A 15083-nucleotide genomic window follows, 5' to 3' on the forward strand; every position below is an offset into this window, starting at 1 on the left:
TCTTTTGTCTTGAAGGCCGCTGCCTCGGCAACGGCCTTCAGTGCTGCTAATCGGCAGGATTGTCCTCCTCGGTGTCGTTTTCGTCCTCGCTTACGGTGTACCAGGCCCAATACGTTTGGCGCCGCAGGCCGCCATTGGCGTTGAGCACACTTACAGTGCGCCCCAGAGCATCATGCACCTGTCGCTCGCTGGGGCGTGAGGCGTTGAATGCCTCGTCATCGATGTACCCGGCACGGTCGGCGAAGTAAGGCCGCCAGGTCCGCGCCACGCCACCTCGGTTGTCGTATTCGACGCGCCCACTGATGCGCCAACGGCGACTGGCTTCGACTTGATCGGCGCCCTCGCTTAATGTCCCTGCGTGGTCGACCTCAAACGCGGGGCCTGATTGTGCCTGCTCCTGGGTTTGCCGCACGCGACCAAAACCATCACTGAAGGCGAGGGCTACGTGGATCTGCCGATCGGCCTCACCTGGCGTTCCCTGCCAGTGGTCGTCATGCAGCACCACGGCGTGCACCGGTACTCGACGGGCGGTCTTGATCAGGCTTATGAGCGTTTGATGATGGGGCTGCTGGCTGGGCAGGTGGTTGATGCGCGACAGCGCTGAGGCCCGAATGTGCCCGCTGGGCAGCAGGTAACCGCTGCTCACCCAGTGCCCCTGCACACTGGCAGGCGGGATGCGGCCCATCCAACTGAACACGTCATAAAAGCAGGCGCTCTGGGCATTGTTAAGGGCCGTGGCAGGATCGGCCAGCGCTTGTGTCGGGCCGCTGTCGAGGGCGCGGGTGACGGATTGCCAGTTGTCATAGCCGACAGGCGCGCCCTGTTCCTCACCCCCAAGGCCAGTGGCAATCAGATGTCCGCGGGCATCGTATTGCGCGTACTGCCGGGTGCGCTGTGCGTCGGTGACTATCACCGGCAGACCGTTCCGGTAGTCGTAGTCGGCTTGGGTCGAGCAGCCGTCCGCTGACTGAACCTTGATCACGTGTAGCCAGTAGGCATCGTATTCGGTCTGCGTCGCGGCGTGGCTCATGCTGGCCTGGTGGCGACGAGGCCGGTAGAACCCTTCAGGTTGCGCGTAACGGTTATAGCCGCGGCCGACCGACCAAAGTGTCATTGCATCGTCCTGCCCTGCAATCGCCGAGAGAAACGCGGACATCGGGCGATAATGTTGTTCGGTCAAGGTGGCGGTGATCTGTGGGTCCTGATAGACACTCAATGCCGGCGCATCGAGTTCAGCCACTTCGACGTAAGCGGGCAAAGCCTGGAAACTCGCGGTTCCGGGCGGTAACGGCGTGGTGTGCTCCGCCAGGCAATAGTGCTGCACCGACAGCCCGCCGAGTTGGCGCTGGTCACCCGGCCTCAAGGGGTTGGACGCGTCCTCGGCGACGAATTGTTCATAGCCGATCTGCCCGTGCGGCCATGCTTGCCTGGGTAGCGTCAGTACGTTGCTGCGCTGCTGGTAAGGCAGTTGCAGGCGCCAGCGTTGCGGTGCGTCCAGGTGAATGAAGCGGGCGAGGGTTTCGTTGAGGTAGTAAGCCTGTTGTGCCGGGTCGTGCGCCGCACGCCACCACTGCTGCTCATGGGGTTGGCCGGACGGCGCGGCGTCAGTGGCGCTCTTGCGGCGGGCATAATCGACCACCACGCTGTGCACAAGGCTTGCGTAGGTGTCCCAGCGCAGATTCAACAGGTGCCGACAGCGCGGATCATCCTGTTGGCGCTCGTAGTGACAGGTGATCGATTCCAGCAGCAAAGGCAGCAGTGTCGCCGGTTCGCCAGCCTTTCGCGACGGGCTTATAAGGCGTACCAGATAACGTTGCTGCTGCACCGAGTAGGGCACGCCGTTCGGCGGTTGATCGGCGGCGGCGTAGACCTCCTCGCGCAACAGGCTACCGGCCAGCGCACGCCGCACTTGATGCCAGGTCGATGCCTGCGGGTTGGCAATCAGGGTGTCCAGAGTGCGCCCGGTCTCCAACTGGCTCAGCAGGGTCGGCCCCACCACAGGCGCATGCCGATCCCCTGCATAAAACCCCTCTCGCGAAAGCTCAAGTGTATTGAACCAGCGCTTGGTCAGTATCCCCGATGCGGTATTGGCGGACGGCGGCATATCGCTTTCCAGCACCAGGCCGAAGCCGATGAACCGGCGCTCAACGCTGTCGTGACAGGCTTCACGGTAGCGAAAATACTGGGTCAGCCGATTGCCGCTGACCTGGTCTGTTTGCCGCTGATGCCGAACCACCGGCACGGGGAAGGGCAGGCTGCTGACTGAGGCTTTCCCCGATGACTGGCGCTGGTGTTTTTCGTCGAGCCATTCCTGGGCACTGCTGCGGTAACTCAGTTGGGTGGCCGCTCCCATGTTGTTGAGGGTTGCCGTCAACAAATAAGGTTTTCGGCGGACAAAGTCGAAGCGCCAATGCCGGGGTTTGATGTGCGGCACGCTCAGGATCAGGCTGGAACAGCCCAGGCCTTGAAGGTCGGCGAAACTGACCTGACACGTCGCGTCGTGGAGCACGCCGTCTGGCCAGGGCAACGTCACGGGCGGCATCAGCCCGCTGCCGGCGCGGTTCATGAGAATCAGCAGTTGTTCGGGCTGCAGGTAAATCAGGTCCACCGCGCCTGAACCGTCGAGGTCAGCCAGGCGGATATTGGCGGCTTCGAAGCTGGCGTAGTCGAACGGCAATGCCGCAAACATGAACCCCTTGCCGAAGCGTCCGCGGCCCAGGTTTGGCCAGCATCTGATTTCATTATGGCGAATACGCACCAAGTGCTGTTGACCGCTGCCCAACGGGTCGCAGAAGGCGACCAGTTCGGTCGATGTATGGCTGAGCGTGGGCAGACCCTCGTCGGCGTGCTCGTAGGGCACTTGGAGGCCGGCGCCATACCCCTCGCCCTGATGATGGGCATACAAACGTACGCTGTGATTGCCGATCAACGCAAGGTCCAGGCGGCCGCTGCCCATCAGGTCAGCGAATTGCCCGTGGGGATGGAAAAACTCCTGGGGTATTGCCGCGAACGGCGTAAAACTTGACCATTGTTGCTGCGTATCGAGGGTGAAAAAACCGCTCATGCCCGGTTGGGCCACCACCCATTCGAGGTGCCCGTCACCATTAAGGTCTGCCAGGGCCTGACGGGTGGCCTGGGCAGTGTCGGCGACGGGAATGCGTGGCAATGCCTGCCATGGCCCATAGGTCACCGCATCGAGGCCGGTCGCACGCGCAGCCCTGAGCGGTTCGCGGTAATACCAACTTTTGTCGGTACGGTGCAGGATGCCCGGCAGACCGTCGTTGCGCAGGTCCACCAGTTGATAGTGTTGCCCATCGTTGACACCCGCCATGCCGTCGAACGGCTGGTAGCGGGCGGGTTCCAGTACCGGCTTGAAGGCGCTATAGGCCAGTTCCAGGGGCGGCCAGGCGCTGGCCGCTCCCTGAGCGTCATATGCCTGGTTGTGCAAGGCATTCAAGCAACTGCCTGCGGCGTGACGGTCGGTGTGTTCCAGCAGCAGTCGCCGGGTCAGCACCGGGTTGGCGCCCATGCTCGGCTCATCCGGGAAGTAATGAAACATCAGGACTTGCCGGCAAAGCCGCTGGGTGCCGAGTTCAAAACCGTAGGCGTAATTGCAGAACGGGTCGCCGCGCGAGAGCCACGGCCGTTGCTCGGCGTAGGTCGGCACCTGGCTCAGCTCGATGTGGCGTTCGCCGTAGTCGAGCAGCAGCTCGAAGTGCCATTGTTTCTCGGCGAGCACATCGGTATTCCAAAGCGCCAAGTGTTCGCAGTGTCGCAGGTTGCCGTAGCACACCCTGGCCAGGTAACGCTGCGCACGGTAATCCCTGGTGATTGGAGCGCGCTGGTCTTCTGGCTTGTAGTGGTAATAAATCTGCTCTCCCAGGGGATTGAGACTTTCCTGCAACAACCATTGGGCCACATGGTGGCTGTCCTCCGGGTCTGTGCAGCGAGCCATCAGGGTTTTGCCGAACAGATGTACGCAGCCGTCCGCACCCTGTACCAGCCAGAACCCGGCAGTATCACTTGAGGATGACCAATGTTCGATCCGATCGAACCTGCCCTCGACGATGGGTACATAGCGCACTACCCGATGCGCTTCACCCAGGGACAGGCCGTTGTACTGGTCGCAAGCGGTGGCGTGAATCTCGCCATGGGCGTCACGCTCCGGGATCAGCTCGACACCTTGGGGGCTGACGAAACGGTCATCTTCGCCGTAGGCCGGGATACCCTTGCGTGTATCACGGCTGATCGCGCCCGCCGACAGTGTCCAGCCGAGTCCGAACGGGCCATTGCCTTGTGAGCTGCGATACCCGAGGCTCAACGCAGGGGCGAAACCGCGTCCGGGCGAAATCGGCAAAGGCACGTCCAGGCACGCCTCGCCCCGTGAGCCGACAGGCCCCCAACTGACGCCAGGGCCCTGGATGGCACCGCCGCCCTTGGGCAGGGCAGGGATTGCCGGCTGCAAAAAATCGGATGACTGCATGCTCATCGCAGGCCTCCGCTGTTCCTGGCGGTGTAACGCAGGTGCACGATGATATCGGTCAAGGATTTGAGCAGGTCCCCTTGCCGCGTATGGTTGGGGAAGCTCAGTTGCCAGGTGGAAATGGCGCCGGTGTATTCGAACGGCAGATAACGTTCGTCACCGTCGAAGTTCAAAGTAAACAGGCCGCTGTCGTTGAGCCCGTTGGACAGGGCGATTTCCTGCCTGGCGCGCCAGTCTTTCTTTGCTGCAACCTCGGGTTTATCAGAGGTGGGCGCAAGCTGCGTGGTATTGCCGGTCTGGGTCAGGAGGGCCTTGATGTCTTCGTAGGGCCCCAGGGTGGCAGGCAGTGAGACACTGACGCTTTTGATCCGTCGTAGGTAGTGGCCAGGGTAATCGTCGTCGAACAGCTTGCGGGTCAGTTCGAAGCTCAGCGTACCGTTAGTCAGCAGTTCGGCTTTAAGCGTTGCCCAGGGTTTATCGCCTGTGGCTGAAGCGTCTTGGTCGTGAAGCTGACGCAACGACACGGTTTTGGTGATCTCCAGCAGGCGTTCGTTCTGGGTGGCGTAGGCACTGCTCATGCTCAGCAAATTCTGTTTAAGGGCTTCGCCGGCGCTGAGGCCACGGTATTGGCGAACCCAGAGCCCGGTTTGAATGAAGTGTTTGTCCCACTCCGCGCGCTCCTCTTGCCAGCACGCCTCGGCGGCCAGGCACAGGGACAGGGTGGCGTCATACGCCTGGTAGTAGAACGTCGAAAGCTGGCCGTTGAGCCATTGATAGAGCTGAGCGTTGGTAAAGCGTTTACCCAGTAGGTCATACAAGGTTCGCGCCTGGGTGAACGAGGTTTGGGCCAGGCGCAATTGCAGGCGGGTATGTTGCTCTTGTTCGGTGTAAGCCAGCAGTTGTGCATCGACCTGGGCCAGTTCCAGGCGCGCCTGCTCCAGGGCATTGCCCCATTCGGCGGCGCGGCGGGCGAACAGGTCGGAGCGGTCGAGGTGGGCGGCGTTGGCGCGCTGTTCGTTGGCCATGCCTTGGGACATGGCTTGCAGCGCGTGAAAGGCACCTTCGTAACGCACGCCGCCATTGGAGGTGCCGAAAATATTCGGTATCAGCATCGCCAGGCCCGCGCCGGCTTGAGCAACCGCGGCTGCCGTTTCCCAGTGTGCGCTGTCCTGATACGCCTGGGTGGCCTGGGCTTCTGCCGGGCTGATGCCGACCTTGAGTTGCTGCTCGAAGAAGGCCACCCGGGCCTCGACGATGCGACGTCCGGCCAGCAAGGCATGCTTGTTTCTGGTATCGACCTGCACGGCCTGGGCTTGTTGCTCGACGGCTAACCTTGCCAGTTCCCAGGCCTGTTGTTGCTGGGATTCTACAGAGTGGGCCTGCTCCTTGCGCTCCCACAGTGACAGCAAGGTCACTCCCAACTGGATCAGGTTATCGACGGCCTGCAACGCGTGCCCCAGTACCACCTGGAAGCGATAGTGCCCGGCGTGCGCAGTGCGCAGGGTTGTCTGCACGCCGGCGCCGCCGGTGCCTTGCTGGTAGGCGGCCAGCAACGTTTGGGGTGTCAGCGTGGCGGCGTAGAGCGGCAGGCTCATGGGCTTGCCGGTCAGGTCAAGGTGATGGCGAAGGTTGTACAGGCGCGCATCAACCTTGTCCCAGCGCATCAGCAGGTCTGGGCTCAGGGATCGGCACAGCCGTGCTGTGCCGGCAGGCACCGGCGTTATGCCAAGTGACGAGGGACTTTGCAGTTTGTCCAGGGTCGTGGTCACCCAGGGATCAACAGCATTGAGCGGTGGGCGCAGCCCCAGCAATCCTTTAGCGCGGATGTACCACAGCTTGGCCTCGGCCAGACTGTCGCGGCTCATTTCCCGGTAGGCCGCGTCACCGCGATTAAGCAGGATATCGACATACAACAGGTACAGCGCCTGGCGAAAATGCACGGGGCTGCTTTTGGCCAGTCGATGAGCGCAGAGCAAGGTCTGGCTGGGTTGTGGCGTAGTGTCGGCCAACAGCATCGGCTGACGCCAATGGGCAGACTGGTGAGCAGGATCGAAAAGAAAACGTATCCAGACTTCGGCGTCGGCATATTGCTGTTCCAGGTTCAAACGGTGCGCCAACAACCAGGGCAGGTAAAGAAACAGCTCCCAGTAATACGCGCCATGGGCACCCTGGAAGTCCAGCAGGCTGTAATTCTTTTCGCCCGCCAGCGGTGGCTCACGCCAGGCGTCCGTTGGCAAGGAGAACAGGTGATGCACATCAGCCCCTGCGGTTTTTGTCAGCAGGCTCGCGACGCAGGTATTGGTACGAATGGGCGCGCGTTTGTGCTTAGGCGTAACGCCGTACTCGATGGCGCTGCCGTCGAAATCGATGAACTCCGCCGTGCCATAAGGCGCCGATGTGAGACGACGAATACGCGGGGCCAGCGGTATGACAGGAGGATTGCTATGGGTGCCGAGCGTGAATGTGGCAGTTTTCAGCGCATAGCCCAGAATGGTAGGCGAGGGATAGCGCACATCGCTTTCCAGTATCAACACGCCGTGGATAAGGGTCAATGAGGTCGGAGGAGGATTGCCGGGGTCCTCGCCATAAGGTCTCATCGTCTGCGGCGCGAACTCGATCGGCACGTCAAAAAAATGCTTTATGGACAGTTCCGGGAAGGCATCGCGCAGGTTGCGGCGCGAGTGTTCGGCCTGCCCGACCAGCACGGTATTGTTCCTGTTCAGGGTTTCCGGCAAAGCAGCATCGGCTTGTTTCATATACATCAGTACGGGTCTGTACAGACGTTGTTTTTGGTAGAGCGTGACAGTGCCGATGAACAAGTCGTGCTTATGGTCCGGTGGCGAGCCGTGATCTTCATGGAATGTCAGCGAAACGAGGTAAGCAGAATCCGGGGCGTTGGAAAAATACTCGAAGGCTTCGCGTGAAATTTATGCCCCGTCCAGGTCCAGGGTGACGGAATCTGTGGGGGGGCTGGCATTTTTTTTCGGTGGTAGGGCAAGACTGAACGGTTCATTACTTTGATTGCGAATAAAGTCAGCCTGCTCGACTCCGGTTTTCTGGCATTTGAGGCTCAGCCCTATTTGCACGGAGGACACTTCAATGAGCACGGCGCTCTTGAGATGGATCTGTGAGGTGGCGCTCAACTTCAGTGTTTCATTTGCCCGGGGCACGCCGTTTGTACTCAAGGTCAGGGTAAACGTGACCAGGTCGTTGTCGTAGTTGAAGATCAGGGTGCGATGCGGCTCGAAGCCTTCTGCGAGCCTGGTCGTCACCTCCAGTATCGAGGTCGTGGTATTGAACTTGATATCGGCGCTCGTCAGCGCACGGATCTTGTTCTGGTGGCCTGCATAATTCCAGCCGTTGACAGCGCCATGAGGCGCGTCATGGGTTAAAGCCTCCACGTTTACCTGCGCGGTTTTCGTAGCCCTGAACTGAAACCTGGCATGGTTGTGGTGTGCAAACATGGCCAGGTAGCGCCCCGCCAGTTCCAGGTGAGACTCATCGAGCCACAGGCGCGTCTTGCGGGTGCTACCGATGCTCTCAAGCCAATGGGTGTTGAAGTGTTCGTCCACGCGAATGGCTTGGTAAAAGTTTCTATGGGTACCGTTGTTCTGCGCGGGTGCTGGAGCGTCCGGATGGGCGATGAGGCCCAGAAACAGCGACGGTGCGTGGGTGTTCGCGTCTACAACGGCAATCGTATGGGTGGCACTCATCAAGTCCTCTGAACTCAACTCGTCGAGGTCTTTGGCGATGTTGTATTCCTGGATGCACAGTTGCGGCGTGCTCCAGCTGTCATCGAGCTTTTTGAACGAGAAGTACAGCCGGAACTGCAGGTAGGTACTCTGTATCCGGGTATCCAGGCGTTGCTGGTAGTCCTTGTCGGATTCAACGTCGCCGCGTCCAAACGGGGTGATGTCTTTGGTGGAGGACATCGGATTGATACATTGGGCCCACACCAGGAAAAGACGGCCATTGAACACCACTGGGCGGATCGTCTGTTCGGGAACATTGTCGTCGATGGATAGATGGATTTTTTTCCATCCAGACCAGGCCGTTGGGTTGGGAGCGGCGCCCTCGACTGGGCGCTCAGGCATAGCCAGCGTGCGCCAGTAATAGGTGTTTTCAGAGCTTGATTTGCCAATGAAGTAATAGGCGCTGCTGGCGAAGCTGTCCTTATCGCCATCGATATAGCCATTGAGGGTTCTGATATTGGCGAGTTCTTCGAAGCGATTGAGGTAACCGTGGACAGCCTTCAAGAGCGATGCCGGCTCGGTCCGGAACTGGTTCAACTCGTCTTCCAGTTGTCTGAAACTGTCGCTCTTGTCGTGGCGCAGGGTGGGGCTCAGGTAACTGGCCGGGTACTGGCGAAGTTGTTGGTTGGCACGCCACAGCGAGTAGGTCAGCAAGGTGTCTCGCCATTCGGTCTGCTGGGCATGGCTCATGCCTGTTTCTTCGTAGCCGGGTTCCAGGCCCAGGTAGATGGCGTTGATGTACTGCTGAAGGCTGGCAATCGCGCTGGCAATACGAGTAGTGGGCACCGCGTGGCTGACCTGGGGGTCGAGCAGCCAGTAGGTGTAGACATCGTCGACGCGCTTGAAGGTGTCGGCCAGTTGCAGTGCCTGCACGGTGGGATCTTCGGGCAGTACGGTGTTCATGTAGAACGCCAGCATCGCGTCGCGCAGCTGTTCGTTGAGGTATTGGGTGATGGGGGCAGACATGGTCGTTCCTTGATCCGGTCGCAACAAAGCGGTGTTATGGGGCGGTAGTGATCAATGCCGAACCGACGTGTTTCCAGTCCTCATTCATCAATGTGGCGTGCAGGTCGGTCGCCTTGAGCAGGGTTTTGGCACAGAGCCCGGTGAGTCTGACGGTTTGGTGGCAACGCAGGATCCAGTCCAGGTCGGCCAGGGTTTTTACCTGTTTGTTCGGGAGATGGTCGACCAGATGCTCGATCTCGCCGGCGTCCCACTTGAGCAGGGCGGCCAGTCGTGGGCTGGCCGAGGTGTCGACGTTTGCCGCAGAGGGTGTGTTGGCGCGTTGCAGGTAATCGAGAACGCTGTGTTGGGCAAGCCCATAGGTGTCGAGGCAGTGGGCAAAGCGCTGCAGCAGGTACAGCGTGTTCAGTGTCAGCTTGAGCAGCGAGCCTTGCGTCTGCTCCTGGCTCAACCAGTGCGGGTGGAGCAAAAAGGTGTGCAGGGTCTGGCGGCTCACCGTCAGCTCCAATAACACTTCGGCGTCCGGCAACAGCAGCAGCAGATGTTTGACCAGGTCAAGGGGCGATTGGGCGGTGGCCGCACGGGCAATCTGTCGGGCGGCGAGCTTGCGCGATTGCAGGTACAGTGCCGGATCGCCAGGCAAATGCGATGGGGCGCTGAACAGCGCATCGATTTTGTCCTTCAAGGGCTGCAGCTGCCGATAGAACTCGCCCAGCTTCTTGGTAACTGCGTGTTTGGCATCGGCGTGCAGGGTAGCGTTGCGGGTCGGGTCCAGGCTCAGGGTTCGAGCTTCAATGAGTTGCACAAGTGCCTTGGGCAGTTCGCTGGGAGCTGGCGGCTTGAGCTGGGGGTGGCTGTGCAGCAGGCCCTGGACGATGAGGGCATGCCAGGGAATAGGCGCGGCCCTGGTGTCAGGTTCGGGCTGGGGCAGCGTAAGGTCAGCGATGTCTTCTTGCGCCAGCAGCCCCTGTCGGGTCAATTGCACCAGGTCATCAAGCTGGGTGAGGTACGCCTGGACCTGGGCCGGCTGTGCGTCTTCCTCCAGGACTAAACGACGGCGAAGTTGATCAACCGATTGGCGCGCGTCCTTGAGCCAACCGAGCAGCCAATCCATTTGCATCAGCATATCGAGCATGTCTGGCGGTGCATTGACGCCGGAGCTGCGTAGGGAGGGGGTGACCAGTTGGGCTGTGTAATCCGTACCGCCGAGCAGTGCCGCCACGTGATGACTGTCGAGCACCGATAACCCGAACAACCGTGCGATCCGGGCCTGGCGGTACAGGGCGCTATAGAACGTCAGCGTTCGGCAAGGCGAAGGCAGGTATTGACGCGCCTGTCCGATCAGCCAATGCAAGGCGTCGGGGGTGTCCCCAAGGTTCAGACCGGCACATAGCCGATGTCGCAGGTTGTCCGGCAGCGCTTCATGCAGCGCCAGATTTGGCACATCCACCCGCAGTGTCTCGCCGGGCATTGAAGCGTGGTTGAACACCTGGTCGTACAGCGACAGGCGATTGCCCGACGCCCACACAGGAAGCTCATCCAGCATCGCCGCAAACTCTTCAAGTGGCAGGCCATGACGCCGCTCCAGGTAGCGGTAGACACCCAGCGCCCGCAGGGTATTGTCGTTGCAGGGCTGATGCGGATCAGCATCCTGCTCACGTCGCACAACGCTGATCAACAGCGCGTCCAGATCCTCAAACGGCAGTTGCGTCCAGCGTTGCAGGCGAATCATTCGGTGCAGGCGCTGGTAGCGGTTCCATGAGGTGTTTTGCAGTTCTGTGTGCTCTATCGACAGCGGTTGCCGCGTCTCGGCATTGCTGGTTATTGGGCCGTTCACGTAGGCTGCCCGTTCATGTGTCTGCAGCTCGGGCGTCGGCCTTGGCAGTGCGGCGGCAGATACATTGCCCGAGAGCACCGGCAGGTACCTGCCACATGCCAGTAATGCCTGAGCCTGGTCGCGAGTCAGAGCGGTTTGGTGCAGCCAATGGGGCGTTTTTCTGAGCGACTCCTCCTGGAGGCCATAGTGCCGCGCGAAAAACTCAGTGGCGTGCACATTCCCCGAGTTTTCCAGAAACGGTTCCGTCAACAAGTTTTGCTGTGCAGGGCTCAAGCCGCACAGCAATCGCTGTGCTTCATAGGCCGCGTGCCTGACGACGCCGTAGGCGTTCTGAGCGCGTTGGGTAATGGGCAGCTTCAGACTGATGCGATAGCTGAGTTCACCCAGTTGCGGCTTGCCTGCGGACAAGCTGAGCCAGCATTGCCGATGGGCTCGTTCAAACGGCAGTGCGAACGGAAAACGTTGAAGACCAAGCACCGTATCCAGCGAGCGTCCACGGTTTTCACCGGTGGTCTTTCCAAGGTATGTGTCGATCTGGTGAGTGAGGGTTTCATTAATGATCGACAGTTGGGGGATCACAGCCGTCAGGCTGTGTTCGTCGATGGGCAATGCCTTGAGCTCAGGTCGCCGCTGGTCCAGGGTGACTTTGCCGGCTCGGCCTTTTCCGCTGTCCTCAAGCACCTGGGCAAATAAATACAGCGCCTTTAGATAGGCTGCCGGTGAATCGACGGCAGCCATGGAGGAAGCCGAGCAAAGCAGCTCCCAGTCTTCCTTGAAGAGCCTGGTGTAGGTGGGCGAATGCGTGTCCATTTTGGTGAATCTCCTGAAAGCCCAGTGCCAATGCCATGGGCAACGGCACGCTAGCATGGGCGTCCAGGCCGGCTCGGTCGGCCGGGTCGCCGAGTAGGCGAGGAGAAATCACTGGTGAAGCTCGATAGCGCGACAGACCCCGTGGGGCCGTCGCTTGAGCTTTCATTTGCGGGTCAATCAGGCCGCGAGGGGTTTGTTGGTCGAGGCCTTTTTGTAGGCCGCTTTCATCGCCTCCATTTCGGCCCCCAGCTCTTCAAGTATTGCCTTGCCCAGCAGTTTTTTCGCCTGGGGAAACATCTCCGTTTCTTCCTCTTCGATGTGGTGCTCAAGCAGTTCCTTGACCACTTTCACACGGCCTGAAAATTCGGTGGAGGAGGGTTCGGTCTGCTTCAGGTCGGGCAGCACCAGCGAGTCGACGGTGCGGTGCTCTTCCTTGGCCTCGTGGTACATGATGTCTTGTTCCTTGCCACCGGCTTTTCTAAAAGCGGGATAAAGGATTTCTTCTTCGAGCTTGGTGTGCAGGGTGATTTCCATCTCGAGCTTGGCTAGCAACTCGGTGCGCTTTTTAACCCCGCGCTCGGTGGACTCGCTTAGTTGGGTCAGCAGGGTCTTGACGCGTTCATGGTCGGCTTTAAGCAGGTCGATGGCATTCATGTGCAACCTCACGGGTAGTTGTCGGGCATGTCGAAACGCACGCCTCGTAGTGAGGGAATTGCATCAGCCGTACCAACTTTAATCGGGGTTAAATAACTATTTAAATCAAATAGATAGGGATTTATATGGGCGGGTTCGTCGTGCAGCTTGCATGGTCTGGCCCTTTCGAGATTGCACAACGCACTCCTGCCGGTCACGTGCCGGGCTCGCGTGAGCGTTCCTGAAAATTCTAATGGAACCCTTGAGCGATCTGCTTGACCTAACCTTTAGACCTCAGGAGGTGAATCATGCAAATAGAATATATCTGGATCATATTGGCAGTGATTCTGCTGCTCTTGGAACTGTGGGCGATCAATATCGTCTTGCGCAGTACCGGTGGCTGGGAGACCAAGGGACTGTGGGTGGTGGTACTGGTTTTTGTGCCGCTGTTGGGGTTGATCGCATGGGCGATGTTCGGCCCCAAGCGCGAGATGGCCGAGCATCGCAAGAGCTGAGTCGGTGAGCCATATAAAAACAGGCGCCCATGGGCGCCTGTTGTCATTCGTTAGCCATGATCAGCCGGCCACAGCTCTGGCAATCGCCTCATTGAACGCCGGCAAATCGTCCGGCGTCCGTGAGGTGATCAAGGTCCAGCCATTGGCTTTGCATTCCTTGACCTCAGCATCCACTACGCCCGCAGCGCCAGCGTTTTCCAAGTCGATGCGTACGCTTTTGTACGAGGTCAGGGTTTTGCCCTTGACCACGCCTGCGTCGATCAGCGCCCACGGGCCGTGGCAGATCGCTGCGATGGTCTTGCCGGCCTGAGCGAACTCGTTGATCAAGCGCAGCGCCGCGGCATCCTGACGCAAAGTGTCGGCATTCACCGTCCCGCCCGGGATGACCAATGCATCGAAGTTGCTGCCGACCACATCAGACAATTGCACATCGGACTCAACTGTCCCGTCCTTTTCGGTATCGCCGACAAAGGTCTGGGTGGTGCCGCCCTTGCTGGAGGCGTGCGTCACCGTCGCGCCATAGCCACGCAGGGTTTCCAGGGGTTTGAGCAGCTCGTCGCGCTCGATCCCGGTGTTGGACGTGATGACGAGGATTTTCTTACCCGTGAGTTGCGAACTCATACTCAGATGCCTCCGGTGTCAGGTTGATTATTTGGTGTATTTGCTTTGCAGTTCCTTGGCCATTTTCAAGTGAGCTTCAAGGGTTGGCAGCGTCTTGGTGGCGAAAGCCTTCAGCTCGGCACTGTCCGAAGAGGCCGCTTCTTTCTTGAACAGTTCTACGGTTTTTTCATGGGCGGCCACCTGGTTGTTGGCGTAGGCCTTGTCGAACGATTCGTCGCGCATTTCCAGAATCGCTTTCTTCGCCTTGTCGGTCAGGGCGGCGTCATCCGGAACCTCGATATCGAGTTTTTTTGCCAAGGCCATCAGCTCGTTATTGGCTTTGGTATGGTCAGTCACCATATGCTGCGCAAAGGTTTTTACGTCTGCCGAGCTGCTTTTTTCCAGCGCCAGCTTGCCGGCTTCCACCTCGGTAATACCGCCCTCGGCGGCGTTGTCGACAAAGTCGTTGGACGTGGCCGCTATAGCGGTCGAAATCGAGCCGGCAACGAGTGCGAACGTCAGGCCCATTTGTTTCATCAGTCGAGTTGTCATGGGGTCTCTCCTCAGGAAATGGCGCGATGCCGTACCCAAGTGTTGAGCGGGGGGGCGAGCAAAAGGTTTAATTTTTTTTGCGCGTGTTTGCCCAACGGTCAGGTGTGGCAATTTCCTTGAACCAATTCAAATTCAGCGTGTTCTGCTGCATAAGGCCGCCACTGTTTGGAAGGCCGTTATAGGCAGGAGATTGCACTGTGAACGAACACAAGAGCGCCGATAAAACCCCCGACCCCGTCAGCTCTGAAGACGCGCAGAAGGGTAAGGCTGAAGGTCTGAAAGGGCAGACGCTGGAGCGTGCGAACCCGAAGACCGAAACCATCGACAAAGTGGTGACACCCACCTCGATCAAGGACATTGAACGCCAGACGGATGCGATCAACGAGAAGCTCGACAAAGGGCATTGAGCATGGCCCGCTCCATCAGCGCTGCCCAGTTGGGCATCGAGCTAAAACCCGATGATGACGCCAGTCTGTTCAAGTGGTTCATCGCCAGCTTCCTGATGGGCAAACGCATCCAGGCGCCCATCGCTGCCCAGGCTTACAAGGTGATCATTGAGGAGGAGGGGCGTGATACGCCGCGCAAATTGCAGCACTGTACATCGCGGGAGTTAGTGGCGATGTTGGGGCGGGCGCATTACGTGCGGTATGACGAAACCACGGCGCAGCGCCTGTTGGACCTGAGTGCCCGGCTCAATGCCGATTACGGCGGCAAGATTACCGGGATTCGGCAGGCCAGCGAAGATCGCCAGGCGTTTGAACAACGCTTGGCGGCGTTCGATGGCGTAGGTCCCAAGACCATCGAGATTTTCATGCGCGACGCGGCGGATATGTTGTTTTGATGCCAACGCTGTATGTGGGCTGCACTGGTTGGAGTCTGGGCGAGGAGCCAAAAGGTGGCACTGTCGGGCTTTTTTTATAAGTGACCCGCCGTCAGGG

General features: G+C 59.5%; 10 protein-coding genes. 3 read left to right on the top strand and 7 right to left on the bottom strand.

Going from position 1 to position 15083, the window contains the following annotated elements:
- Positions 1-46: 46 nt before the first annotated feature.
- The 5 genes from TK42_RS20250 to TK42_RS20265 form a co-directional block, all read right to left on the bottom strand.
- Positions 47-4489 (bottom strand): SpvB/TcaC N-terminal domain-containing protein, encoded by a 4443-nt coding sequence (locus TK42_RS20250; protein WP_103734961.1) that lies wholly within the window; start codon positions 4487-4489, stop codon positions 47-49.
- Positions 4486-7245 (bottom strand): hypothetical protein, encoded by a 2760-nt coding sequence (locus TK42_RS27180; RefSeq protein ID WP_256584615.1) that lies wholly within the window; start codon positions 7243-7245, stop codon positions 4486-4488. The genes TK42_RS20250 and TK42_RS27180 overlap by 4 nt, the downstream gene beginning before the upstream one ends.
- 165 nt (positions 7246-7410) lie before the next feature.
- Positions 7411-9201 carry a neuraminidase-like domain-containing protein gene (locus TK42_RS27185; protein WP_256584616.1) on the bottom strand — a complete coding sequence of 597 codons (1791 nt, stop codon included), beginning with the start codon at positions 9199-9201 and terminating at the stop codon, positions 7411-7413.
- 34 nt (positions 9202-9235) lie between these two features.
- On the bottom strand, positions 9236-11845 hold the full coding sequence (locus TK42_RS20260) for a Tc toxin subunit A (RefSeq protein ID WP_103734962.1): 2610 nt from the start codon (positions 11843-11845) through the stop codon (positions 9236-9238).
- Positions 11846-12022: 177 nt separating this feature from the next.
- A complete protein-coding gene (locus TK42_RS20265) occupies positions 12023-12499 on the bottom strand; it encodes a hemerythrin domain-containing protein (RefSeq protein WP_032880783.1) in 477 nt (158 codons plus the stop codon).
- A gap of 287 nt (positions 12500-12786) precedes the next feature.
- Here TK42_RS20265 and TK42_RS20270 point away from each other — a divergent pair, with 287 nt between their 5' ends.
- Positions 12787-12993, top strand: a complete 207-nt coding sequence (locus TK42_RS20270) for a hypothetical protein (protein WP_005788888.1) — start codon at positions 12787-12789, stop codon at positions 12991-12993.
- A 60-nt stretch (positions 12994-13053) separates the two neighbouring features.
- On the opposite strand, the gene TK42_RS20275 is transcribed toward TK42_RS20270, so the two are convergent.
- Together TK42_RS20275 and TK42_RS20280 are read right to left on the bottom strand one after the other, a co-directional pair.
- A complete protein-coding gene (locus tag TK42_RS20275; protein WP_078821187.1) occupies positions 13054-13614 on the bottom strand; it encodes a type 1 glutamine amidotransferase domain-containing protein in 561 nt (186 codons plus the stop codon).
- A 27-nt stretch (positions 13615-13641) separates the two neighbouring features.
- The gene (locus TK42_RS20280; protein ID WP_103734963.1) at positions 13642-14145 is read right to left on the bottom strand and encodes a DUF4142 domain-containing protein; all 504 of its coding nucleotides are present in this window, start codon (positions 14143-14145) and stop codon (positions 13642-13644) included.
- A gap of 197 nt (positions 14146-14342) precedes the next feature.
- Here TK42_RS20280 and TK42_RS20285 point away from each other — a divergent pair, with 197 nt between their 5' ends.
- Entirely contained in the window at positions 14343-14552 is a 210-nt protein-coding gene (locus TK42_RS20285; protein ID WP_032880786.1) for a hypothetical protein, read from the top strand.
- Positions 14553-14554: 2 nt separating this feature from the next.
- Positions 14555-14986 (top strand): DNA methylase, encoded by a 432-nt coding sequence (locus TK42_RS20290; RefSeq protein ID WP_103734964.1) that lies wholly within the window; start codon positions 14555-14557, stop codon positions 14984-14986.
- Positions 14987-15083: the final 97 nt, after the last annotated feature.

It is taken from the genome of Pseudomonas sp. GZJR-8, from assembly GCF_002916705.1.
GTDB lineage: Bacteria > Pseudomonadota > Gammaproteobacteria > Pseudomonadales > Pseudomonadaceae > Aquipseudomonas > Aquipseudomonas synxantha_A.